The organism is Vibrio coralliilyticus ATCC BAA-450 (assembly GCF_000176135.1).
GTDB classification, from domain to species: Bacteria; Pseudomonadota; Gammaproteobacteria; order Enterobacterales; family Vibrionaceae; genus Vibrio; species Vibrio coralliilyticus.
Genome location: NZ_ACZN01000018.1, coordinates 775,504 through 797,300, shown reverse-complemented (window position 1 = coordinate 797,300; position 21,797 = coordinate 775,504). Strand labels below are relative to the sequence as shown.

Sequence of the window (21,797 nt, the reverse complement as noted above, 5' to 3'; positions counted from 1 at the left end):
ATTGCTTGGAAATCTTTCCTTCAATTTGTCTGCAGTAGATCTCTAACCATTTATTACTGGTTTTTGAAGATCATGAATTTAATTGATTTTGCATCATCCCCTATTTCTTTGTTACCTCCTTTGGTAGCTCTGAGTTTGGCAATTATTACTCGTCGTGTATTGGTGTCTTTAGGTGTTGGTATTGCTCTTGGAGCGATACTTCTAAATGACTATTCGGTGGGTGATACTTTAAGCTACGTTGGTTCTACAGTATCAAGCGTCTTCATCGAAGATGGCGGTATCAATACTTGGAACATGAGTATTGTCGGTTTCTTGCTATTGCTTGGTATGATGACAGCGTTATTGACGTTGTCTGGTGGTACTCGCGCTTTTGCAGAGTGGGCGCAATCTCGCGTTAAAAGTAAACGTGGTTCTAAGTTACTGGCGGCTTTTCTAGGCGTATTCATTTTTGTTGATGACTATTTTAACAGCCTAGCCGTTGGTGCGATTTCTCGACCTGTTACGGACCGCTTTTATGTATCCCGCGCTAAGCTGGCCTACATCTTAGACTCAACCGCAGCACCTATGTGTGTGATCATGCCTGCGTCTAGTTGGGGTGCTTACATCATGACGATCATTGGTGGCATTCTCGTCTCTCATGGCATCACTGAGTATTCTGCCCTTGGTGCTTATGTACGCCTTATTCCAATGAACTTTTACGCTGTTTTCGCTTTGCTAATGGTATTTGCAGTGGCTTGGTTTGGTCTTGATATTGGCAAGATGCGTAACCATGAAATCGCAGCATCTCAAGGGCACGGCTTTGAAAAAGAACAAGCTGATGACTCTCAAGAAGCTCATGATATTAATGAAGAATTGGATATTCAGGAAAGTGAAGGCGGTAAAGTTTCCGACTTAGTTCTACCGATTGTATTCCTGATTGTTGCAACGATTGCCTCAATGCTATATACGGGCGGACAGGCATTAACCGCAGATGACAAAGCCTTTAATGTTCTGGGCGCTTTTGAGAACACAGATGTAGGTACTTCGTTGATCTACGGTGGTCTTGTCGGGTTGGCTGTAGCTCTGTTTACAGTGCTTAAGCAAGGTATCGCATTTAGCGAAATATCTCGCACGCTTTGGATCGGTGCGAAATCGATGTTTGGTGCGATTCTGATCCTAATATTTGCTTGGACTATTGGTTCTGTGATCGGTGATATGAACACTGGTAAATACCTATCGACACTAGCACAAGGTAATATCAACCCCCATTGGTTGCCAGTTATCCTTTTCTTGCTATCTGGTCTGATGGCGTTCTCTACCGGCACATCATGGGGTACGTTTGGTATAATGCTACCAATTGCTGGTGATATGGCAGGTGCAACGGATCTTGCTCTGATGCTGCCTATGCTAAGTGCTGTATTGGCAGGCTCGGTATTTGGAGACCATTGTTCACCAATTTCAGATACGACGATTCTCTCTTCAACGGGCGCACGTTGTAACCATATTGATCACGTAGCCACTCAGCTGCCGTATGCACTATCTGTCGCTGCTGTCTCTTGTATTGGTTTCATCACGTTGGGTATGACTGCATCTGTAGGTATCTCATTCGCTGTATCCGCAGTTGCTTTTGTTGGCGTCTGTGTCTTGCTATCGATTCTTTCAAAAGCGAAGATGGCAAGCTGTCAAAACGTTTAATGATTTGAACGATAAAAGAATTTTAAAGGGAGCTTTCGCTCCCTTTTTATTTGTCTTATACAAACTGAAAAAATCTTTAATTTTTAGTTGAAAAATGGTTTTGCCTTGGTTAGTGTGGTTACCAAGCAAGCGAACTGAAGAGCTTATAAGTATGCGTAATTTTGTAATGAACATTCATCACCATCATCACCCAGTCTAGTCTTTCGGGAGATGTACGCATACCCGGGGGACAGGAAACTCCCGGAGGCAGAAATCGCAAACTACAAGATTCAGAACCCTCGGGAGACCAACTCTTCCGAGGGTTTTTTAGTTTTAACGATTTAAAAATTAATTTGCACAGGGATAAAAGCAATGCAAACACAACGCCTAAGAATCGCAATCCAAAAGAAAGGTCGCCTAAGCAAAGAATGCCAAGAACTGCTTAAAAAGTGCGGCGTAAAATTCAACATCATGGGTGAGCGTTTAGTCGTTCACTCGCTGAACATGCCTATTGACCTACTGTTAGTTCGTGATGACGACATCCCTGGCCTGATTATGGATGGTGTCGTTGACCTTGGTTTCATTGGTGAAAACGAGCTTGAAGAAGTCCGTCTTGACCGTATCGCTTTGGGTGAACCAAGCGAGTTTGTGCCACTTCGTCGTCTCGATTTCGGTGGTTGCCGTTTGTCTATCGCCATCGACAAAGATGAAGAGTACAACGGCCCTCAAGATCTGGCAGGGAAGCGAATTGCAACCACCTACCCACAACTGCTTAAAGCGTACATGGATGAAGCAGGTGTACCATTTTCTACCTGTATGCTGACTGGCTCTGTTGAAGTTGCTCCACGTGCTGGCCTTGCTGACGCCATCGCTGATTTAGTTTCTACTGGTGCAACATTGGAAGCGAACGGCCTAAAAGAAGCGGAAATCATCTTTAAATCAAAAGCAACGTTGATTCAACGTACAGGCGAATTCGATGCGGACAAAGTGGCGCTAATCGAAAAACTGTTGACTCGAATGCAGGGTGTACAGCAAGCGAAAGAGTCGAAGTACATCATGCTACACGCTCCAACGGATAAGTTAGACCAAATCAAGTCATTGCTACCTGGTGCGGAAGATCCAACTGTATTACCTCTCTCTGCAGACCAACAGAAAGTGGCTGTTCATTTGGTCAGTACTGAAAACCTGTTCTGGGAAACCATGGAACAACTGAAAGAACTGGGTGCGAGCTCAATTCTGGTACTACCAATTGAGAAAATGATGGAGTAATCGCCATGAGAACCGTCGTATGGCAATCGCTAAGTGAAACGCAGCAAGATTCTATTTTAGAGCGTCCGGCAATTACTGAAGGTGCGAACATCACGGCTGCGGTTTCTGAAGTTATCGCGAACGTTCGTAATGAGGGCGATTCGGCTCTGCTTGAATTGACAGAGAAGTTTGACCGCGTGAAGCCGGAATCCATTCGAGTGTCGGCTCAAGAGATTGAGGAAGCGTCAGCGCGTCTTTCCGAGAAGATGAAGAGCGCACTTGAGCAAGCTTATGCCAACATCTCTAAGTTTCACAAAGCGCAGAAGCCACAACCTATCAAAGTAGAAACTCAACCGGGTGTACTTTGTGAGCAGGTAACGCGCCCAATTCAAAAAGTGGGCTTGTACATTCCAGGTGGCAGCGCGCCATTGCCATCGACTGTTTTGATGCTTGGCGTCCCTGCGAAAATTGCCGGCTGCCGCAAAGTGGTGTTGTGTTCTCCACCACCAATCGCAGATGAAATTCTGTATGTCGCGCAGCTGTGCGGCATTGATGAAGTGTACAACGTCGGCGGTGGTCAAGCCGTTGCTGCGATGGCTTATGGCACCGAGACGGTATCCAAAGTTGATAAGATCTTTGGGCCGGGTAATGCTTACGTGACAGAAGCAAAGCGTCAGGTAAGTAATGACTTCCGTGGTGCGGCGATTGATATGCCAGCGGGTCCTTCAGAAGTACTGGTTTTGGCTGATGAAACTGCGGACCCTGATTTTATTGCTGCCGATCTGCTAAGCCAAGCAGAGCACGGCCCTGATTCTCAAGTAGTGCTTGTCACGCCTTCACCTGTGATTGCGGACCAAGTCACTGACGCAGTTCAGCGCCAACTCAAAGAGCTATCTCGTGCGGATATTGCTGAGAAGGCACTCGCTTCAAGTTTGGTTATCATCGCGGAGTCGTTGACTCAGGCGGTTTCAATCTCAAATTACTACGGCCCTGAGCACTTGATTGTTCAGACCAAGAACCCACGTGAGCTTCTACCTTTACTCGATAATGCAGGTTCCATCTTCTTAGGGGATTGGTCACCAGAATCGGCGGGTGATTACGCATCGGGCACTAACCACGTTCTTCCTACTTACGGTTACACACGTACGTATTCAAGCCTAGGCTTGGCGGATTTCTCTAAGCGTATGACAGTTCAAGAGCTGTCTGCTGATGGTCTAAAAAACCTTGCTCCAACAGTGGTCACGATGGCTGAAGCAGAAGGTTTGGATGCACACAAACGTGCCGTGACTATTCGTGTAGAAAAACTAGCAGCTAAGTAAGAGGGTAATGAGATGGAAAAGCTAGCGCGTAAACAGGTCCAACAGCTGACCCCTTATTTATCAGCTCGTCGTATCGGTGGTACAGGTGATGTATGGCTAAATGCCAACGAATCGCCATTCAACAATGAATACAAAACTGATTTTGCTAGGCTTAATCGTTACAGCGAATGCCAACCGAAAGAATTGATTTCTGCTTACGCTGCGTATGCAGGGGTGAAACCAGAACAAACGCTGACTTCTCGCGGTGCAGATGAAGGCATCGAGTTACTGATTCGTGCTTTCTGTGAGCCAGATGAAGATGCGATTCTTTACTGCCCACCGACTTACGGTATGTACTCCATCAGCGCTGAAACCATTGGTGTAGAGCGCAAAACCGTGCCGCTAACATCAGATTGGCAACTAGACCTTGCTGGCATCGAAGCTAATCTGGATAACGTTAAACTGGTTTTCGTATGTTCACCAAACAACCCAACGGGTAACTTGGTTAAGCGTGAAGACATTGTCTCTCTGCTTGAGATGACAAAAGACCGCGCAATCGTGGTGATGGACGAAGCGTACATTGATTTTTGCCCAGAAGCATCAACGGTAGATTTACTGACACAGTATCCAAATCTCGCAATTCTGCGTACTCTGTCGAAAGCTTTTGCGCTTGCGGGTCTACGTTGTGGATTTACGCTTGCGAACGAAGAGCTGATTAATGTACTTCTTAAAGTTATCGCACCATACCCAGTCCCAGTTCCTGTTGCGGAAATTGCCACTCAAGCGCTTTCTGAAGCAGGTTTAGCGAGAGCGAAGTTCCAAGTTCTCGATTTGAACGCGAACCGTGCTTATTTGCAGGTGGGCTTGTCGATGATTCCGGGCTTGGAAGTCTTTGAAGGATGGGGTAACTACCTATTGGTTAAATTCCCAGATGGTGATGATCTTTTCAAAGCCGCTTGGGAAACAGGCATTATCTTGCGTAACTCGCCAATTGAGAACTGCGTACGTATCAGTGTGGGTAACCGCGACGAGTGCGAAAAAACACTCGGATTTATTAGAAACTACTACTCATAAGTAGAGACAAAATTAATTGCTTTCGCTGACAAAGCGGAGGCGCCAAAGATTAGCAATAAGGAAGTTCGAGTGAGCAAACAACAAAAAATCCTTTTTATCGACCGTGATGGCACCTTAATTGTTGAGCCGCCGGTTGATTTTCAAGTTGATCGTTTAGATAAACTAAAACTAGAACCATTTGTTATCCCAAGTCTGCTGTCGTTGCAGGATGCAGGATACCGTCTAGTGATGGTCACTAACCAAGACGGTTTAGGGACTGACAGCTACCCACAAGCAGATTTTGATGCACCGCACGATATGATGATGGAAATCTTCGAATCTCAAGGTGTGAAGTTCGATGACGTACTGATTTGCCCTCACTTTGAAGAAGATAACTGCTCATGCCGCAAGCCTAAATTAGGCATGGTGAAAGAGTACCTTCAGGGTGGCAAAGTGGACTTCCAAAACTCTGTTGTGATTGGCGATCGTCAAACCGATCTTCAACTTGCAGAAAACATGGCAATTCGTGGCATTCAGTACAACCCGGAAACCATGGGCTGGAAACAGATCCTGAAAGATCTGACGGTGAAAGCTCGTGTTGCTGAAGTGGTCCGTACTACGAAAGAAACTGATATTAAAGTCGCGGTAAATCTTGATGACCAAGGCGGTAATGATATTTCTACTGGCCTAGGCTTCTTTGACCACATGCTTGATCAAATCGCAACACACGGCGGATTTAAGATGGTGTGTAAAGTGGAGGGCGACCTACACATAGACGATCATCACTCAGTAGAAGACACCGCACTTGCGTTGGGCCAAGCTCTGAAAGAAGCACTTGGTGATAAGCGTGGTATTGGCCGATTTGGCTTTAGCCTGCCAATGGATGAGTGTTTAGCACAATGTGCGCTAGACCTGTCAGGGCGTCCTTACCTTAAGTTCGACGCGAAGTTTAGCCGTGAGCAAGTCGGTGACCTTTCAACCGAGATGGTGATTCACTTCTTCCGCTCTCTAACTGACACCCTAGCGTGTACGCTGCACCTTTCTTCTGCTGGCGACAATGATCACCACATCATTGAGAGCTTATTTAAAGCGTTTGGTCGTACTCTGCGCCAAGCAATCAAAGTAGAAGGTACAGAGCTGCCAAGTAGTAAAGGCGTGCTGTAAGGTTAACGCTAGCAAGGAGAAAAACAGTGACAGAGCAGAAAGTTGTCATTATCGATACTGGCTGTGCCAACGTTTCTTCGGTGAAGTTTGCCATTGAACGCCTAGGCTATGACGTAACGATTTCAAAAGACCCACAAGTTGTATTGTCGGCAGATAAGCTATTCCTACCGGGTGTAGGAACCGCCAGTGAAGCAATGAAAAACCTAGCTGAGCGTGATCTTATCAGCTTGGTAAAACAGGTAGAGAAGCCGCTGTTAGGTATCTGTTTAGGCATGCAACTGCTAGGTAAATTGTCTCAAGAGAAAGGGCAGAAAGCAGACGAGTTGGTTGAGTGTCTTGGACTTTGTGATGGCGAAGTGAAGCTACTACAAACTGGCGACTTGCCGCTGCCGCATATGGGCTGGAACACAGTCTCTGCGAAAACAGGCAACCCGCTGTTCAAAGGCATTGAAGAAGGTGAGTACTTCTACTTTGTACACAGCTTTGCCATGCCAGTAGGGGACTACACCATTGCAGAATGTGAATACGGAAATCCGTTCACGGCAGCGGTGCAAAGCGGTAATTACTACGGCGTGCAATTCCACCCTGAGCGTTCTTCAAAAGCGGGCGCAAAGCTTATTCAAAACTTCTTAGAATTATAAAAGGGATTTAGTGTGATTATTCCAGCTCTTGATTTAATTGAAGGACAGGTGGTTCGTCTTTATCAAGGTGATTACGGTCAAGTAACCGAGTACAAAGTCGACCCAGCAGAGCAGTTCAACTTGTACCACCAAGCAGGTGCTAACTGGCTGCACTTGGTGGATTTAACTGGCGCGAAAGACACGACAGCACGCCAGCTTGATTTGATTGCAAAGCTATTAGCAAGTACGCCAGCGAACATCCAAATCGGTGGTGGTGTGCGTACTGAGCAAGACGTGATTGATCTGTTAGAAGCCGGTGCTCAACGTGTTGTAGTTGGTTCTACAGCAGTAAAACAACCAGAGCTTGTGAAAGGTTGGATGGAAAAATACGGCGCAGAGAAAATCGTTCTCGCACTAGACATTAACATCGACCAAAACGGTACACGTAAAGTGGCGATCTCTGGTTGGCAAGAAGACTCAGGCGTGACCATCGAATCGCTTATCAACGATTACCTAACAGTAGGTCTACGGCATGTGCTTTGTACCGACATTTCACGTGACGGTACGTTAGAAGGCTCAAACGTAGAGCTTTATGTTGACCTATGTAAACAGTACCCACAAGTGCAGTTCCAATCTTCAGGCGGTATCGGATCGCTAGCAGATATCGAAGCACTAAAAGGCAGTGGTGTGGCAGGCGTGATTGTTGGTCGCGCACTGCTAGACGGAAAGTTCACGGCAGAGGAGGCATTTGCATGCTGGCAAAGCGAATAATTCCATGTCTTGATGTTCGCGATGGACAAGTGGTGAAGGGCGTTCAGTTCCGCAACCACGAAATCATTGGCGACATCGTTCCTCTGGCACAGCGTTATGCGGAAGAAGGCGCCGACGAGCTGGTGTTTTACGATATTACCGCTTCCAGTGATGGTCGTGTCGTCGATAAAAGCTGGGTCGCTCGCGTTGCAGAAGTGATTGATATTCCGTTCTGCGTCGCTGGTGGCATTAAATCAGCCGAAGACGCAGCACGCATTCTTGAGTTTGGTGCGGACAAGGTGTCGATCAACTCACCGGCATTGGCGAACCCGCAACTGATTACCGACCTTGCTGATAAATTTGGTGTTCAGTGTATCGTGGTTGGCATCGACTCTTATTACGACAAAGATACTGGCAAGTATCAGGTTTACCAGTTTACTGGCGATGAGGAACGCACTAAAGCGACCCAATGGGAAACGCGTGATTGGGTGCAAGAAGTGCAAAAGCGTGGCGCTGGTGAAATCGTATTGAACATGATGAACCAAGACGGCGTGCGTAACGGTTACGACATCGAACAACTGAATATGGTACGTGAAGTGTGTAACGTTCCGCTGATTGCATCAGGCGGGGCGGGTGCCATGGAGCACTTCGCGGAAGCTTACCAAAAAGCAAATGTGGATGGTGCGCTTGCCGCATCGGTATTCCACAAACAAGTCATCAATATTGGTGAACTAAAGCAGTATTTGAAACAACAAGGTATTGAGGTGCGACTATGAGTTTAAACACCACCGAAGTGAGTTCTCTAGCTGAGCGCATCAACTGGGACAAGGTGGATGGTTTAGTGCCTGCCATCGTACAAGATTTCCAATCAAGTCAAGTGCTGATGATGGGTTACATGAACCAAGATGCGTTGGCAAAAACGGGTGAAACGGGTCAAGTGACGTTTTTCTCTCGTACCAAACAGCGTCTATGGACCAAAGGTGAGACCTCAGGTAACGTATTGCAATTGGTGAACATGCAGTTAGATTGCGATAACGATACGCTGCTGGTGAAAGTGAATCCCATTGGCCCTACGTGTCACTTGGGCAACACCACTTGTTGGGATGTCGATCCGCAAGAGGAGTCACAAATGGTGTGGCTTCATCAACTTGAGCAGTTATTGGCTGCCCGCAAGAGTGCCGACCCTGATTCCTCTTATACTGCCAACCTTTATTCCCGTGGCACCAAGCGTATTTCGCAGAAAGTGGGCGAAGAAGGCGTTGAAGTCGCGCTTGCGGCGACGTCGGGTGACAAGGCGGAGTTAGTGTGTGAGTCAGCGGATTTGATTTATCACTTACTGGTTCTACTTCAGGATCAAGGTTTATCAATGAACGACGTGGTTAATAAGCTGAAAGAGCGTCACAAGTAAAGCTGTCTTCATTGTGATAAACTGAAGAAAATTCAAAGCCGTAAGCATCACTTACGGCTTTTCTTTTTGTTAGGGAGTATTCATTTATGGCTGGTCATAGTAAATGGGCTAACATCCGTCACCGCAAAGCAGCACAAGATGCAAAGCGCGGTAAGATTTTCACTAAACTGATCCGAGAAATCGTCGTTGCAGCTAAAGAAGGTGGCGGTGAGCCAGAGAATAACCCACGCCTTCGCGCTGCTATCGACAAAGCTCTTTCCAATAACATGACGCGTGATACGGTGAATCGCGCAGTGTCTCGTGGTGCTGGTGGTGAAGGGGACGATGGCATGGAAACCGTCATCTACGAAGGATATGGGCCTGGTGGTACCGCGGTAATGGTTGAGTGTATGACAGACAATCGTAATCGAACTGTGTCTGGTGTCCGTCATGCATTTTCTAAGGCAGGCGGAAACCTAGGTACGGATGGCAGCGTAAACTATCTGTTCGATAAGAAAGGCGTGATCTCTTATGCTCCCGGATTAGACGAAGATGAAGTGATGGAAGTGGCACTCGACAGTGGCGCAGATGATATTGAGACAGCAGAAAATGGCGCCATTGATGTCTTTACCGAGCCTCATGATTTTGGTGCCGTAAAAGATGCACTCGATGCTGCTGGGTTCGAAGCGGCAAACGCTGAAGTATCACTGATTCCATCGACTAAAGCTGAGTTAGACGCTGATACCGCGCCGAAGTTACTTCGTTTGATCGATGCATTGGAAGACTTAGATGATGTTCAGGAGGTCTACCATAATGGCGACATTTCTGACGAGGTAGCAGCAACGCTATAACGTAGGTTGATCAAAAACGCCCTCAATTGAGGGCGTTTTCGTATTTACGTATTAGCCAACACGTTATTATATCTCGAATAAGAAATAGTAGCCGTAGCCGACGAACAGCGCAGGAATAGCGGAATAGATAGTCGCAACCAGTGCTGCCCTTGGTGCCAGAGCGATAGCTGGGAATAGTGCATCGCCATCGTTTGAAATCGCGTTAGCTAATTGAGCTGACAGTGGCGCAGCGCCTGAAATATATAAGCTGGTTACCAGAATTTGAGGCCCACACCCAGGCAGCATACCAACCGCTAGCCCCATCAGTGGCATCCACACTCCCCAACCGGAAAAGGTAGCGGCTAAATCGATGTGACCAAAGAAAGCAATCAGCTCGAATGCCATAAAGGCCAGAATAACCCATGCGGTAACGAAGTTTGTATCCTGAGCCGCTTTCTGTAGAGGATGTGATGAAACGGTCTTCTTATCTTCTGATACTGTTGACTCGTAATCTTTGATTTCTTTAGTCAGCGACCAAAGCAGCATACTCAAAATGATCAGCCCTGCACCGAGCCACTCAATGCTCATAGCAGGCAGAGAAAGAAGCTCATTGATATCGACCTGGAATGAACCCAATACTGCTACCACAGTCGCAGGAACGATGAGCCACTTCCAGAAGGCTCCTTGCAGGTTGATGGCTTTCTTTTCAAGACCAGAAGGATCGCTTGCTTCTGAACGACAACAAAATTTGTCCGCAAGTACCGACTTAGCGGCCGGCCTTAGGAAATCATCTTGGTGGATAGCGTTGACGGCCCATCCAGATACTGAGCCTACCACAACGCCCAATGCAACAACGGCCAAACCAATATCAGGTTTACTGGCCAACAGCAGAAAAGCAGCATCACCCATAGTGGACGTTAATACTGCGACAATGGCGCCAAAGCCAACTCGCCCGCTGACAAATTGAGTCGTTACTATAATGGCACCGCCACACCCAGGCAGGGCGCCCAGTAAAGAAGCAAAGAAAACCTGATAGCTACGTGAGCTCTGGTATAGATTGACCAGCTTGCTCTCCTTGTTCATCCACAGGGAAACGTAGTGATAGATGACCAGAGTAAAAGCAACGTAGGCAGACACTGCCCAGAAGGCATCAGACAGAGTAGAAACGGTGACTTCACGTGTCGTTTCACTCAGTACCAGTGCCAGTAGAGTCACAGGCAGGAGAAGGCGTTTATAGGCAGGCCGAAACTGGGAAAAAGACAGCCAACCTGGCAGTGTTTGAGAAAGTCTTATCGAGTCCATTGAGCTTTAAATGCAAATACGAATAATTCTCAATATATGTTAATGAGAATTATTTGCAACTAAAAGTTGTGATTTACACTTTTCTTTTTGCTAACTCATGACAAATTTCAAAATTCAGGTAAAGTATCGGCCTTTGTGAGTAATTGCCCAATACGGGCCTATTTAAGTCGTAATAGGAAAAAAGATGATTCTAGTTGTAGGTCACAAGAACCCTGATAGTGATAGCATCTGTAGTGCATTGGTAGCAACTGAGCTGCTAAAAGCTCGTGGCGTTGAAGCAATGCCAATTCGCCAAGGCGAAATCAACCGTGAAACACAGCACATTCTTGAAGTCGCAGGCGCAGAAGTACCTGAACTTCGCACCTCTGTTGCTGGTGAGAAAATTTGGTTGGTTGACTACTCAGATCTAGCGCAAGCACCGGATGACGTGGCCGAAGCAGAAATCTTAGGTATCGTTGACCATCACCGCCTAGGTGATGTTATGACTGTAAACCCAATGGAAGCGTGGATTTGGCCTGTTGGTTGTACGAACACAGTACTTTTCAACATGTTCAAAATTGAAGGACATGAAATCTCACCGCAAATCGCTAAGCTAATGATGTCGGCTATCCTGTCTGACACCGTCGGCTTTGCTTCTCCAACTTGCACACAGAAAGATAAAGATGCTGTTGAAGAGCTAGCGAAAATTGCAGACGTATGTGATGTTGACGCTTTCATTAAAGATCTTCTTATCGCAAAAACAAACATCGAAGGTCTTTCTGCGGCTGAGCTTGTAGAAAAAGATCTGAAAGGCTATCCATTTAACGGCCGTGATGTTGTTGTCGGTCAGGTTGAACTTGCGACTCTAGAGCAAGTAGACGGCATGATTGAAGCGCTGGAATCTGATCTAGAACGCCGCTGTGCAGAAGAAAGCCTAGCCTTTGCTGCAGTAATGCTAACTGACATCACTACAGCTCAAACTCGTCTACTATACAAAGGTGAGTGGGCAGAGAAACTGACTCAGCACGAGCAAGACGGCATACTGATGATGGAAAACACGCTAAGCCGTAAGAAGCAAGGTTGGCCTTGGCTTCAGACTGAACTGGCTTAATTCGCCGGTTCATTAACAAAATTCGACGCCCACGGACTTCCGTGGGCGTTTTATTTGAGGAGTAAGGAAATGTCAGAACCACTTTCACCGCAGCAGATTGAATCCGTGCTTAAAATGCGTGAAGACGAACGATTGAAGTACACAGTCAAAGAAATTGCGAAGCATAGAAAAGTTTGGATTCTTACAGATGAACACGGCTGTGTCATGCTCAACACTGAAGATGAGGATTGTGTACCTGTTTGGCCTCACGAAGAGTTTGCCAATCAGTGGGCAACGGGTGATTGGGAGCACTGTAAAGCAGAGTCGATCTCGACGGCAAAATGGTTTAGCCGCTGGACTTACGGTCTTGAAGACGATGAATTGGCAATCGTAGTCTTCCCAAACCAAAATGAAGAAGGTTTAGTGCTCTATCCGGATGAGTTCGAGTTTGAGCTGAAAAAGCAGGAAAATAGGAACTAATCTAGCCTGTTAATACCCTGCAATCTGAAACAACTCACCCGACTTGGACATAGCTACGGCGTCATTCAACACCCCTTGGCGTTGATACTGATCCAATATCTTTTTAGCGAGCTTTTTCACTTGAGCTCGCTCCATCCCTGGCTCTAACGTTGGCTCATAAAGCATTTTCAATAGAATAACATCCAACGGTGAAAGTAGATCCTCGGGCGTTTCATCATTGAAAATGGATGGATAGGCTGACTCGGCATCATTGGGCAATCCCATCACCTGAGTGATTTCTTCTACGATACAAGCCAACAATTTTCCATGCTCTCTTGCTTGGTCGACCGGAATAATGACAGTTGCAGAATCAATTTCACTCGTGGCCTGGTTTACCCGATATCCCGCTTTGCAAAGGGCGCCATGAATGTTTTTGAGAGCACTAGGGCCGATTTCTTTTTCGATATCTTTTCGCCAGTCTGATTCGCGGGTATAGATCCAGATGATATTGGCCTGTTCTCTGCTGGATACGCGTTCGATTGGGTGGCGAGTTATCGACGAGAGATCTCTAAGTTGAGCATTGGTTAGCTCATCATGGAGATCTTGGTCAGCCACTTTGTGTTCAACCCAAACCTTGATCGGTTGTTTCCATTTAACCAGAGGTTTATTGCCCTCTGAGTATTCGTTCTTTAACGCGACATCCAAAAATGCCTGATTGATAAAGCTAGGATCTAGCCAAGTTTTGGTGGTGGTGTAGGCCAGTGCGGGGCTGAATAGAAGCAAACCAAATACGAACCCAATCGCTATCCTTAGCATGTGGGACTCCTGTCAATCTTCAAACAGATTACTTAAAACAGGTCGCTTTATTGAAGTGGCTTTCCACCATACGTTGAGTGATGATGTTGTCCGGGCAGCTTAGAATCTGCTGAGTTTCTCCTGCTTCGACCACTTCACCATTATGCATGACCATCACCTTATCTGTGATGTGTTTCACGACCCCCAGATGCTGCGATACGTAGATAAACGACACGCCCATCTCTTCCTGTAATTCTAAGAATAGGTTAATAATCTGGGAACGCATGGCCATATCTAGACCATTCAGCGCTTCATCGGCAACAATAATCGAAGGTTGTAGAATCAAAGCGCGTGCTAGGCATATACGCTGTTTCTGTCCTGCCGCTAACATCTGCGGATAAAAGTAGGCGTGTTCAGGAAGTAGACCGACTCTCAGCAAGACATCCTTGACCCGCTTCATACGCGCTTCAGGCGTCATATTGGTGTTTCGCTTTAAAGGACCTTCAAGAATTCGACCAATTTGAATGCGTGGGTTGAGCGAGGTATTTGGGTCCTGAAAGATCATCCGAATCAACTTACAGCGAGTTGAGTAATCTTTGTGTTCTAAAAGCTCGCCATTGACTCGAATTTCGCCTGCGGTGGGCTCGACCATACCTGCCAACATGCGCGCTAACGTCGACTTTCCTGAACCATTCTGGCCGATGAAACCAAGGGTTTGGCCTGCTTCAAGCGTAAAACTGACGGGCTTCACTGCTTGATGGACTTTTTTACGAAATAAGCCTGAACGAGTAACGAATTCTTTGCTCAGGCCATTAACTTCTAGCAGCGCACTCATACTTTTTTCTTCTCCATATTCAGCGGGAAGTGACAGGCGAACTTGTGGTTCTTAACTCGTCGTGTCATTGGCATCTCAACACACTGGCGTTGTGCATAAGGACAACGTGGTCCGAGTCGGCAGCCAATCGGTAAGTGCTGCAATGGAGGGATGGTACCGGGGAGAGATTGCAGTTTCTCTTTGTGAGGAATCCACTCACTGAAGTCCGGCATCGCTTTCAGTAAAGCTACCGTGTACGGATGTTTTGGTTTCTCTAAAATCTTTTTGGTGTCTGCGGACTCAACGGACTGGCCACAGTACATGACGGTAATTCTGGTCGCCCACTGAGTAATGGTTGTCAGATCGTGGCCGATCAGCATGATCGATGTGTTGTTGACCTGATTCATGCGACTTAGCAGACGAAGGATCTGCGACTGAGTGATTGGGTCGAGGTCATTGGTTGGCTCGTCGGCAATCAGAAGCTTAGGTTTTGCTGCGATAGCCATGGCAATCATGATTTTCTGACATTCACCGTCAGTCAGCTCATACGGGTAGCTAGACATGATCTGCTCGTGGTTTTTGATCCCAACCTTGTGCAATAGAGTGACTGCCTGTTTTTTACGCCACTTAAAGCGTTCCCACCATTTGCCGTCAAAAGAATGCGCGGGAATCGATTCGATCAGCTGGCTGCCCACTTCTTCCGAAGGATCAAGACAGGTTGATGGTTCCTGAAAGATCATCGCGATATCGCGTGCGATTACGCGGCGACGTTCTTTTGGGGTCAGTTGGAGTAAGTCAACATTGCCCAGACGCATTCGGTCAGCAGTTACTTTCCAGTTTTCTTTACATACGCCAACAATCGCTTTAGCGACTAGGCTTTTGCCTGAACCCGATTCGCCCACCAAGCCACGAATTTCTCCTTCGTTCATGGTAAGGCTCATGCGATCTACAGCTTTCATCAGTCCTTGAGGCGTTTCAATCTCAATCGTCAGGTGGCGAATATCTAGTAATGGCATTATTCGATCCCCGCGTTCAGTGCCTGACGAACCCCTTCGCCGACTAAGTTGATGACTATCACGATAAACATGATGGCGAGGCCCGGTAGTGTCACGGTCCAAGGTGCTAGGTAGATTAACTCGACTGAATCACCAAGAATGGCTCCCCATTCCGTGCTAGGCGCTTGTGCGCCTAAGCCAAGAAAACCAAGGGCGGTGATATCAAGAATGGCGATCGATAGCGCAAGTGTGACCTCTGAGGCAATCACCACCAAAATATTGGGCAGGATTGAGTTCCAAAGCAGGTAGAAGTCGTTTGCTCCATCAAGGCGTGCCGCCATGATGTAGTCTTTTTCCACTTCTGTGTGTACGGCAATGTAAACCGAGCGAACGAACCTAGGTATCAATGCAAGGCATATCGCAAGGAGAATATTGAATTCGCCGAAACCCAGGAATGCGACAAAAATGATCGCGAGCAGCAGCGAGGGAATCGACATAACCGTGTCTAGCAGGTGGTTAAGCGTACTCGAGATGAGTCCTTTGGTCATTCCGGCTAAAATACCAATCAAGCAACCAACCACGGTTGCGATGAGGGTAATGATGACTGCAGCACCAAATGTCAGTTGAGAGCCAACAATGAGACGAGACAGAATATCTCTGCCCAAATCATCTGTGCCAAGGAAGTATTCAACAGTACCTGCGGGATTCCATGATGGCGGAACCAGCAGTTCGCCCGTTTGAGCTTGAGGATCATGTGGTGCAAGCCAAGGAGAGGCGATGGTCACTATGACGATTAAACCAAGGCACCAGAGCCCAAACATCGCCAAGCCATTAGCTCGATAGCTGCGCCAGAAACGTTCGAACTGGGTTGGGATCTGTTCTTCCTGATATACGTTATCGGTTAGCATACCACTCTTTCCTTACTAACGGATTGACCATAGCGCCGATCAAATCTGAAAGAATATTAGCAGTCAGAACTAACGTTGCGACCACAATAACACCTGCTTGAATCGAGACGTAATCTTGATTGGATAACGCATCCAAAAGCCAGCGTCCGATGCCAGGCCAGTTAAAGATCGACTCGGTGATGATGGCCAGCGTTAACATACTTGAAAGCTGCACACCAATCTTAGGAATGATTGGTGGGATAGCATTCCTCAGTACGTGTTGAGTAACAATCTCATGTGTTGAAAGACCCTTGATACGAGCCGCACGGATGTAGTTTTGCCCCATGACTTCTGCTACCGAGGTGCGCATTAAACCGATGACTTGTGTTGTTGGTGCAAGCGCGAGTACCAAACAGGGCAGCATTAGGTGCTCGAGCACACTCTGCAGTGCGTGGGCGCGGTATTCACCACGAGCGAAAAAGGCGTCCACAATGGCAAAACCAGTGATGTGGTCAATTTCATAGAGTAGGTCGTAGCGGCCAGCAACGGGGAATATTTCAAAGTGCAGCGAAAACGCCATGATCATCAAGAGCGCGACCCAGAAAATCGGCGCTGAGTAGCCAGACATAGAGGTAAAGGAGATCGCGGTATCAATCCATTTACCTTGTTTCATGCCAGCCAAGGTTCCAATTGGAATGCCGACTAGAAGAGAAAGGACAAAGGCGATCAAGCACAGCTCTAGTGTTGCAGGGAAGACCAATGCCAGTTCGTCGACAATAGGAACACCGCTTTTGGTGACGCCAAAGTTTAGGTGCATTAACTCGCCAATATAGGTCATCCAGCCGGGCCAGAAATCCTGAATTGCCCACGGAGAGTTAGGGTCGAGTCTAAGCAGACTAAAACCGACCATGGTCAGGATGAGCAAAGTGATGATAAACAGGTTGATACGTCGAACAGTATAGAGAAACATTATTTAACCCTCTCTACTGCATCGAAAGGTTGTGCGTTAAATGGACTCACTTTAAACCCTTGTAACGAAGCATCATAAGCTTGAAATTGCATGCCGTGACTGAGTGGGATGACAGGGAATTCTTCATTAAGAATGTTTTGCGCTTGTTTATATAGGTTGAGACGGTAGCGTGGCTTGTCGACTTCCAAAGCAAGGTCGAGTAGGAAGTCGAAATCAGAATTACACCAGCTTGACACGTTTAGCCCCACTCTTTTTGAGTCACATGACAGTAGTGGTCGCAAGAAATTATCTGGGTCACCGGTATTGGCAATCCAGCCTGTTAGATAGAGATCGATATTGGCGTTGCTGGCAACGTCAGTACGGTCGTAGCGATCATCGGTGAGTAGATTGAGGGTAATACCGATATCTGCGAGATTTGCTTGGATCAGCTCAGCGGTTTTGCGTGGGCTTGGGTTGTATGCTCTTGGTTCCAGCGGCACTGACATGGTCAGTTCTAACCCTTTATCGAACCCAGCTTCTTTAATCAATGCAATGGCGTAATTTCGGTCGTAACGAATCTGGACGCTGTCTTTTAGATAAGCCCAAGAACTGGGCGGAAGAACAGAGTATGCTTGACTGCCGGTACCGTAATAAACTGATTCCAGAATGTTTTGGCGGTTAATGGCGTAGTTGAGCGCTTTACGAACTCGTGGATCGTTGAGCGCTGGATGAGTCGTGTTGACGGCAATAAATGAAATATTCATCGCGGGTTTCGCCATCAATTCAATATCATTCTGCTGCTCAATGATGGGGATTTGGCTAGAGAGCGGTGAATTTAACACATCGCACTCATTGCGCAGCAATTTAGCGAGTGTTCCTGTACCGCGGTGAGAAATATCGAACACCACTTGAGCCATTTTAGGGCGGCCTTTCCAGTAATCATTATGACGTTTTAAGCGTACTAAATCGTTGACCTGAAAATCATCGAGGTAGAATGGGCCTGTACCGACAGGGTGGCTATCAAGCATCGCTTTGTCATCGGTTAATTCGAGCGTGCTGGCGTATTCCGCTGAATGAATTACTGCATGGCTGGTGGCAATGTTGGATAAAAAAGTATTGTCTGGGCGGCTTAAGGTGAATCGGACTTGGTATTCAGATGTGGCCTTTACATCAATCAAGAGATTCTGAAAGTCGATACCACTAAACCAAGGGTACAAGCCGCTGCCAACGTAATGATAAGGGTGTGAAGAATCGATGATCCGGCGGAAGCTGAATACGACATCTTCCGCATTCATTGGACGTTTTGGGGTAAACCAAGCCGTCTTCTGAAACTTCACGCCCTTGCGCAAATTAAAAGTGTATTCCGTACCTGCTTTGTTCACTGACCAACTGGTTGCAAGGTTTGGTATCGGCTTGAAGTTATTCGAGTCCAATGTCAGCAGAGTATCGAAGAGCTGCGGGCTCAATGTTTCAGATGTAATCCCGCTATCGACCAATTGAGGGTTAAAACTCGTCGGGCCGCCTTGACCACAGTAAACGAAGCCGTTTTGACGAATTTTGTTGTGATCAAGTTCTTCACCGCAGCCTGTAAGCAGGGTGACGCCGAAGATACTCAATGTCAGTTGAATGAATGCTTTCATAGAAAGAACAATTGCCGGAGACAAAGCATAATAGAACTCCCCATTATGCCCTAAGATCTCAGTAATTTACCATTATTAGTTTATGGTTTTTAAAATAACGTTCGCACGATCAGGAGAGTGTCGAGAGGTCGTACTTTCTGATCATCCCTCTTAGCTGATGATAGCTCAGACCCAGCATATCGGCCGCTTTCCGTTGGTTAAACTTACTTTGTTCCAGCACTGCCTTTAGTAGATGGATGTCTTGATTCTCTTGCCAAGCTTTATAATCCATTGGAAAGGTAAAATTCGTGCTGGCGATTTCTGGTTCCGCTTCTTCAATGGCTTCTTCAGGCTCAGGTTGCCATTCGGTCGCAAAAGGATCGAAGATCAGGTCATGAATCGGGTTTTCTTGTTGACCGTGTTGATAGACTGCTCGCTCAATGACGTTTTTTAATTCTCGCACGTTACCCGGCCATTGATAATCAAGCAATGCTTGTTCTGCTTTGGGAGAGAAGCCAACGAAGTAATCAAAGCTCAACTCACGACACATTTTAATTGCATAGTATTCAGCTAACAGCAGAATGTCCTCTTTGCGCTGGCGTAGGGGCGGTAAATGAATGACATCAAACGCCAGTCTATCGAGCAAGTCTGCTCTGAATTCACCATTGGCTGCCATCTCAGGCAGATTAGCGTTGGTTGCGCAGACTAGCCGAACATTCGCATTGAGCAATTGGTGTCCGCCAACACGCTCATACTGGCCGTATTCGATTACTCTGAGTAGTTTCTCTTGTACCAGCAGTGGAGCAGTAGCCAGTTCGTCCAAAAACAAGGTGCCATTCTCCGCTCGCTCAAATCGGCCTTTGTGCCGGCCTTTAGATCCTGTAAACGCGCCTTGTTCATGACCAAAGAGCTCTGAATCGATAAGGCCTTCGCTGAGTGTCGAGCAATTCAGTGATATCAGCGATTGATCCCAACGTTTGGAGAGATAATGCAGGCGTTGAGCAATCAATTCTTTACCTGTCCCTCGCTCACCAATGATCAATATCGGTCGTTCTATGGCGGCCAGTTTCGACACTTTATCAAGTACTGAAAGGAAAGCGGGTGACTCGCCGATGAGATTTTGTTGCATGAAACCACTCCGTTGGTGAAATTTACCTACTGTTAGTTAAATTCATCATAGATTAGATTTAATTACAATGGTTGTTTTCGTAACTTAATGTTTTATATGAATTTATAAGTTGGCACGCATCTTGGTTACTAGATAGGTAAGTGAAACCTACAATGAACATCAGATACAGCCAAGCCGTCTTAGAAGTGATTGACTGTAGAATTAAGGAGTAAACTATGGGTATTTTTTCTCGTTTTGCCGACATCGTAAATTCAAACATTAGCGCATTGCTAGACAAGGCTGAAGATCCTGAAAAAATGATTCGCCTTATTATCCAGGAAATGGAAGATACCTTGGTTGAAGTGCGTACTAACTCAGCCAAAGCTATTGCTGATAAGAAAGAGTTGGCACGTAAAGTAGAAGCGCTAGAAGATCAAATTAGCGAATGGCAAGAAAAAGCAACGCTGGCTTTGACGAAGCAACGTGAAGATCTTGCTCGTGCTGCTTTGATTGAAAAGCAGAAGCTGCAAGACGTTTTGAAAGGCTTACACACTGAGCAGACATTGGTAGAAGAAACCATTGAGAAGCTGACAGGTGAGATTAGCAAGCTTGAAAGCAAAATTACGGAAACCCGAGCTAAGCAACAAGCGCTGGCTATCCGCTCTCAGGCGGCGTCTAACCGACGTGATGTGCAAAAGCATCTCCACACCGCGCGTACTTCCGAAGCGATGGCAAAGTTTGAGCAGTATTCTCGTAAAGTCGACGAGCTAGAAGCGGAAGCGGATGTGTACGCCAAAACGGGGAACTCTAAGTCGTTGGAACAAGAATTTGCAGAGTTACAAGCTCAAGACGAAATTGAAAAAGAGCTAGAGAATCTTAAGCAACAGATGAACGACAAAAAGTAATTTAAGTCGCGAGCGAGAAAGCACGATAGGTCGGGCGTCTGTCGCCTGACCAGTCTCAGATTATTCTTACCGCTTTCCATTTTTATTTCGAAGTTCTTATCTTTATTTAATTGATTTTATAACATCTTACGGCAGAGTAGAGGATCTACTCACGTAAAACTGTTGTCTATTTAGGAGTCGCGTATGTCGTCTTTTCTTATTGCCGGGCCTTTGATTGTATTTCTGATTTTTGTCGCACCTCTGTGGTTGATACTTCACTACCGCAGTAAGAAGAAAACAGCTGGTGGGTTGTCTGAAGATGATTTTCAAAGGCTACAGACACTGTCTGAAAAGGCAGAAAAAATGCAAAAGCGTGTAGATACATTAGAGCGTATTTTGGATGCAGAAACACCTAACTGGAGACGCCGATATGAATAAGCGAGAGCTATATCGTGATACCGCCAATGGTAAGATCTCTGGTGTGTGTGCTGGATTGGCAAATTACTTCGGCACTGAAGTTTGGTTAATTCGAATTCTGGTGATTTCGGCGGCATTACTCGGTGGCAGCTTTTTGGTCTTGCTGGCCTATATTGCAATGACGTTTATGATAGAAAAACAGCCGGCGAATTACGTAGAGTCGATTAAAACGGAACAAGAACATAAGCTGAAAAGTAAACCGTGGCAGCAAGGGCAGACCCCAGGAGCACTTTTGGATACGTTGGAGAAAGACTTTGACGGACTGGAAGGTAAAATCCGCGACCTTGAGGCATACGTCACTTCTGATACTTTTAAGGTCGACCGAGAGTTTAAAAGCTTATAACTTAATAATGAGAACTTAAGCTATATTTTGTCAGCAAATTATTAATTTTCATAATAATTTACTGGTATGTCTCTGGCAGTCGCGTAATCATTC

Annotated in this window: 23 protein-coding genes and 1 other annotated feature; of the genes, 15 read left to right on the top strand and 8 right to left on the bottom strand. The window is 46.4% G+C overall.

The window, feature by feature from the left end; genetic code table 11:
• Positions 1-72 precede the first annotated feature (72 nt).
• The 10 genes from VIC_RS23010 to VIC_RS22965 all read left to right on the top strand — a co-directional run bounded on the left by VIC_RS23010 (position 73) and on the right by VIC_RS22965 (position 10,024).
• A complete protein-coding gene (locus VIC_RS23010) occupies positions 73-1,674 on the top strand; it encodes a Na+/H+ antiporter NhaC family protein (protein ID WP_006962780.1) in 1,602 nt (533 codons plus the stop codon).
• 174 nt (positions 1,675-1,848) lie between these two features.
• Positions 1,849-1,985: a sequence feature (His leader region), on the top strand.
• A gap of 40 nt (positions 1,986-2,025) precedes the next feature.
• Positions 2,026-2,922, top strand: a complete 897-nt coding sequence (gene hisG, locus VIC_RS23005) for an ATP phosphoribosyltransferase (protein WP_006962779.1) — start codon at positions 2,026-2,028, stop codon at positions 2,920-2,922.
• 5 nt (positions 2,923-2,927) lie between these two features.
• Positions 2,928-4,220, top strand: a complete 1,293-nt coding sequence (gene hisD / locus VIC_RS23000; protein WP_006962778.1) for a histidinol dehydrogenase — start codon at positions 2,928-2,930, stop codon at positions 4,218-4,220.
• Between the two features lie 12 nt (positions 4,221-4,232).
• Positions 4,233-5,273 (top strand): histidinol-phosphate transaminase, encoded by a 1,041-nt coding sequence (gene hisC / locus VIC_RS22995; protein ID WP_006962777.1) that lies wholly within the window; start codon positions 4,233-4,235, stop codon positions 5,271-5,273.
• A 69-nt stretch (positions 5,274-5,342) separates the two neighbouring features.
• The gene (gene hisB, locus VIC_RS22990) at positions 5,343-6,416 is read left to right on the top strand and encodes a bifunctional histidinol-phosphatase/imidazoleglycerol-phosphate dehydratase HisB (protein ID WP_006962776.1); all 1,074 of its coding nucleotides are present in this window, start codon (positions 5,343-5,345) and stop codon (positions 6,414-6,416) included.
• A 26-nt stretch (positions 6,417-6,442) separates the two neighbouring features.
• Positions 6,443-7,057 carry an imidazole glycerol phosphate synthase subunit HisH gene (gene hisH / locus VIC_RS22985; protein WP_006962775.1) on the top strand — a complete coding sequence of 205 codons (615 nt, stop codon included), beginning with the start codon at positions 6,443-6,445 and terminating at the stop codon, positions 7,055-7,057.
• Between the two features lie 12 nt (positions 7,058-7,069).
• Positions 7,070-7,807 carry a 1-(5-phosphoribosyl)-5-[(5-phosphoribosylamino)methylideneamino]imidazole-4-carboxamide isomerase gene (gene hisA / locus VIC_RS22980; protein WP_006962774.1) on the top strand — a complete coding sequence of 246 codons (738 nt, stop codon included), beginning with the start codon at positions 7,070-7,072 and terminating at the stop codon, positions 7,805-7,807.
• Complete coding sequence (hisF, locus tag VIC_RS22975; protein ID WP_006962773.1) at positions 7,789-8,562, top strand: imidazole glycerol phosphate synthase subunit HisF; 774 nt, start codon at positions 7,789-7,791, stop codon at positions 8,560-8,562. Before hisA ends, hisF begins: the two co-directional genes overlap by 19 nt.
• Positions 8,559-9,194, top strand: a complete 636-nt coding sequence (gene hisIE / locus VIC_RS22970; protein ID WP_006962772.1) for a bifunctional phosphoribosyl-AMP cyclohydrolase/phosphoribosyl-ATP diphosphatase HisIE — start codon at positions 8,559-8,561, stop codon at positions 9,192-9,194. The genes hisF and hisIE overlap by 4 nt, the downstream gene beginning before the upstream one ends.
• Before the next feature lie 86 nt (positions 9,195-9,280).
• Positions 9,281-10,024 carry a YebC/PmpR family DNA-binding transcriptional regulator gene (locus VIC_RS22965; protein ID WP_006962771.1) on the top strand — a complete coding sequence of 248 codons (744 nt, stop codon included), beginning with the start codon at positions 9,281-9,283 and terminating at the stop codon, positions 10,022-10,024.
• Between the two features lie 66 nt (positions 10,025-10,090).
• On the opposite strand, the gene VIC_RS22960 is transcribed toward VIC_RS22965, so the two are convergent.
• The gene (locus tag VIC_RS22960) at positions 10,091-11,305 is read right to left on the bottom strand and encodes a putative manganese transporter (protein ID WP_039952536.1); all 1,215 of its coding nucleotides are present in this window, start codon (positions 11,303-11,305) and stop codon (positions 10,091-10,093) included.
• 184 nt (positions 11,306-11,489) lie between these two features.
• On the opposite strand from VIC_RS22960, the gene VIC_RS22955 reads away from it, so the two are divergent.
• Both VIC_RS22955 and VIC_RS22950 read left to right on the top strand, forming a co-directional pair.
• The gene (locus tag VIC_RS22955; protein WP_006962769.1) at positions 11,490-12,395 is read left to right on the top strand and encodes a manganese-dependent inorganic pyrophosphatase; all 906 of its coding nucleotides are present in this window, start codon (positions 11,490-11,492) and stop codon (positions 12,393-12,395) included.
• A gap of 69 nt (positions 12,396-12,464) precedes the next feature.
• Positions 12,465-12,854 carry a DUF2750 domain-containing protein gene (locus VIC_RS22950; protein ID WP_006962768.1) on the top strand — a complete coding sequence of 130 codons (390 nt, stop codon included), beginning with the start codon at positions 12,465-12,467 and terminating at the stop codon, positions 12,852-12,854.
• 9 nt (positions 12,855-12,863) lie between these two features.
• On the opposite strand, the gene VIC_RS22945 is transcribed toward VIC_RS22950, so the two are convergent.
• From VIC_RS22945 to pspF, 7 genes are all read right to left on the bottom strand, one after another.
• Complete coding sequence (locus VIC_RS22945) at positions 12,864-13,649, bottom strand: DUF2927 domain-containing protein (RefSeq protein ID WP_006962767.1); 786 nt, start codon at positions 13,647-13,649, stop codon at positions 12,864-12,866.
• A 28-nt stretch (positions 13,650-13,677) separates the two neighbouring features.
• Positions 13,678-14,463, bottom strand: a complete 786-nt coding sequence (locus VIC_RS22940) for a peptide ABC transporter ATP-binding protein (protein ID WP_006962766.1) — start codon at positions 14,461-14,463, stop codon at positions 13,678-13,680.
• The gene (locus tag VIC_RS22935) at positions 14,460-15,458 is read right to left on the bottom strand and encodes a peptide ABC transporter ATP-binding protein (RefSeq protein WP_006962765.1); all 999 of its coding nucleotides are present in this window, start codon (positions 15,456-15,458) and stop codon (positions 14,460-14,462) included. Before VIC_RS22935 ends, VIC_RS22940 begins: the two co-directional genes overlap by 4 nt.
• Positions 15,458-16,345: a putrescine export ABC transporter permease SapC gene (sapC, locus tag VIC_RS22930; RefSeq protein ID WP_006962764.1), complete on the bottom strand. Its 888-nt coding sequence runs from the start codon at positions 16,343-16,345 to the stop codon at positions 15,458-15,460. Before sapC ends, VIC_RS22935 begins: the two co-directional genes overlap by 1 nt.
• On the bottom strand, positions 16,332-17,294 hold the full coding sequence (locus VIC_RS22925; RefSeq protein ID WP_006962763.1) for an ABC transporter permease: 963 nt from the start codon (positions 17,292-17,294) through the stop codon (positions 16,332-16,334). Before VIC_RS22925 ends, sapC begins: the two co-directional genes overlap by 14 nt.
• Positions 17,294-18,913 (bottom strand): ABC transporter substrate-binding protein, encoded by a 1,620-nt coding sequence (locus VIC_RS22920; protein ID WP_039952533.1) that lies wholly within the window; start codon positions 18,911-18,913, stop codon positions 17,294-17,296. Before VIC_RS22920 ends, VIC_RS22925 begins: the two co-directional genes overlap by 1 nt.
• Before the next feature lie 109 nt (positions 18,914-19,022).
• Positions 19,023-20,021 carry a phage shock protein operon transcriptional activator gene (gene pspF, locus VIC_RS22915; RefSeq protein WP_006962761.1) on the bottom strand — a complete coding sequence of 333 codons (999 nt, stop codon included), beginning with the start codon at positions 20,019-20,021 and terminating at the stop codon, positions 19,023-19,025.
• A gap of 215 nt (positions 20,022-20,236) precedes the next feature.
• Here pspF and pspA point away from each other — a divergent pair, with 215 nt between their 5' ends.
• The 3 genes from pspA to pspC all read left to right on the top strand — a co-directional run bounded on the left by pspA (position 20,237) and on the right by pspC (position 21,704).
• The gene (gene pspA, locus VIC_RS22910; RefSeq protein WP_006962760.1) at positions 20,237-20,905 is read left to right on the top strand and encodes a phage shock protein PspA; all 669 of its coding nucleotides are present in this window, start codon (positions 20,237-20,239) and stop codon (positions 20,903-20,905) included.
• A gap of 183 nt (positions 20,906-21,088) precedes the next feature.
• Complete coding sequence (gene pspB, locus VIC_RS22905; RefSeq protein WP_006962759.1) at positions 21,089-21,322, top strand: envelope stress response membrane protein PspB; 234 nt, start codon at positions 21,089-21,091, stop codon at positions 21,320-21,322.
• Positions 21,315-21,704, top strand: a complete 390-nt coding sequence (pspC, locus tag VIC_RS22900) for an envelope stress response membrane protein PspC (RefSeq protein WP_006962758.1) — start codon at positions 21,315-21,317, stop codon at positions 21,702-21,704. The genes pspB and pspC overlap by 8 nt, the downstream gene beginning before the upstream one ends.
• The last annotated feature ends 93 nt before the right edge of the window (positions 21,705-21,797 follow it).

What these genes read in the sequence shown, in the direction of transcription:
- VIC_RS22950 (WP_006962768.1), top strand. Translation starts at nt 12,465, where the DNA reads ATGTCAGAACCACTTTCACCGCAGCAGATTGAATCCGTGCTTAAAATG.
- VIC_RS22935 (WP_006962765.1), bottom strand. Translation starts at nt 15,458, where the DNA reads ATGCCATTACTAGATATTCGCCACCTGACGATTGAGATTGAAACGCCT.
- pspB (WP_006962759.1), top strand. Translation starts at nt 21,089, where the DNA reads ATGTCGTCTTTTCTTATTGCCGGGCCTTTGATTGTATTTCTGATTTTT.
- VIC_RS22940 (WP_006962766.1), bottom strand. Translation starts at nt 14,463, where the DNA reads ATGAGTGCGCTGCTAGAAGTTAATGGCCTGAGCAAAGAATTCGTTACT.
- hisD (WP_006962778.1), top strand. Translation starts at nt 2,928, where the DNA reads ATGAGAACCGTCGTATGGCAATCGCTAAGTGAAACGCAGCAAGATTCT.
- hisG (WP_006962779.1), top strand. Translation starts at nt 2,026, where the DNA reads ATGCAAACACAACGCCTAAGAATCGCAATCCAAAAGAAAGGTCGCCTA.
- pspF (WP_006962761.1), bottom strand. Translation starts at nt 20,021, where the DNA reads ATGCAACAAAATCTCATCGGCGAGTCACCCGCTTTCCTTTCAGTACTT.
- hisF (WP_006962773.1), top strand. Translation starts at nt 7,789, where the DNA reads ATGCTGGCAAAGCGAATAATTCCATGTCTTGATGTTCGCGATGGACAA.
- hisC (WP_006962777.1), top strand. Translation starts at nt 4,233, where the DNA reads ATGGAAAAGCTAGCGCGTAAACAGGTCCAACAGCTGACCCCTTATTTA.
- VIC_RS22965 (WP_006962771.1), top strand. Translation starts at nt 9,281, where the DNA reads ATGGCTGGTCATAGTAAATGGGCTAACATCCGTCACCGCAAAGCAGCA.
- VIC_RS22960 (WP_039952536.1), bottom strand. Translation starts at nt 11,305, where the DNA reads ATGGACTCGATAAGACTTTCTCAAACACTGCCAGGTTGGCTGTCTTTT.
- sapC (WP_006962764.1), bottom strand. Translation starts at nt 16,345, where the DNA reads ATGCTAACCGATAACGTATATCAGGAAGAACAGATCCCAACCCAGTTC.
- VIC_RS22925 (WP_006962763.1), bottom strand. Translation starts at nt 17,294, where the DNA reads ATGTTTCTCTATACTGTTCGACGTATCAACCTGTTTATCATCACTTTG.
- VIC_RS23010 (WP_006962780.1), top strand. Translation starts at nt 73, where the DNA reads ATGAATTTAATTGATTTTGCATCATCCCCTATTTCTTTGTTACCTCCT.
- pspA (WP_006962760.1), top strand. Translation starts at nt 20,237, where the DNA reads ATGGGTATTTTTTCTCGTTTTGCCGACATCGTAAATTCAAACATTAGC.
- hisIE (WP_006962772.1), top strand. Translation starts at nt 8,559, where the DNA reads ATGAGTTTAAACACCACCGAAGTGAGTTCTCTAGCTGAGCGCATCAAC.
- VIC_RS22955 (WP_006962769.1), top strand. Translation starts at nt 11,490, where the DNA reads ATGATTCTAGTTGTAGGTCACAAGAACCCTGATAGTGATAGCATCTGT.
- VIC_RS22945 (WP_006962767.1), bottom strand. Translation starts at nt 13,649, where the DNA reads ATGCTAAGGATAGCGATTGGGTTCGTATTTGGTTTGCTTCTATTCAGC.
- VIC_RS22920 (WP_039952533.1), bottom strand. Translation starts at nt 18,913, where the DNA reads ATGAAAGCATTCATTCAACTGACATTGAGTATCTTCGGCGTCACCCTG.
- pspC (WP_006962758.1), top strand. Translation starts at nt 21,315, where the DNA reads ATGAATAAGCGAGAGCTATATCGTGATACCGCCAATGGTAAGATCTCT.